The 549-nt window shown below is 41.5% G+C and carries 1 protein-coding gene; it reads right to left on the reverse strand.

Annotated features, from left to right (window positions below; translation table 11 throughout):
* Positions 1-549: dynamin family protein (locus IEY73_RS34845; RefSeq protein ID WP_189083261.1), on the reverse strand; the 549-nt coding region annotated here is incomplete at both ends.

Raw genomic sequence — 549 nt, forward strand, 5'->3', positions numbered from 1 at the left:
CTTTTTGTGCGGCTATCGGCCCTACTCACTACGATAAAAACCTGCTTGCCTTCTTCGTATAATTCTTGTAAATAGTCTAAATCACCGGTTTCAATACCCCCACGCTCGCAACTAATGAGCCATAAAATGTGTTCGGCGTGCTTTAGGGATTCTTTAGAGGCTTGTTCGTCCCCATCCGTATAGCCTTGCTTGGCGGAGTTAAAACCAGGCGTGTCTATGAAGCATAAAAATTCAAAAGGCACGCTAGGAGCGCTTAAAAGCATGAAAGGCATGATCTCTTTCAAATTAAAGCCAAGGGATTTTAAAAACTGATGGTTAAACTTAAGATGTGGCAATTCCACCATGCCCCCATTTTGAGAAAACCCCATTAAAACCTCTTTTTTACCCTTCAAGCAATAAGTGGGGATAGCTGTAGTATAATTTGTGTCTTCAGGGAGTTTTAATTTCAAACCCAACAAGTTGTTTAAAAAAGTGGATTTGCCCGTGCTAAACCCTCCCCCTACTGCGACCATGTTTTTTTGAAACAAACTAGGGTAGCTCGCTACTAAT

It is taken from the genome of Mangrovihabitans endophyticus (assembly GCF_014646155.1).
In the GTDB taxonomy this organism is placed as follows: domain Bacteria; phylum Actinomycetota; class Actinomycetes; order Mycobacteriales; family Micromonosporaceae; genus Actinoplanes; species Actinoplanes endophyticus.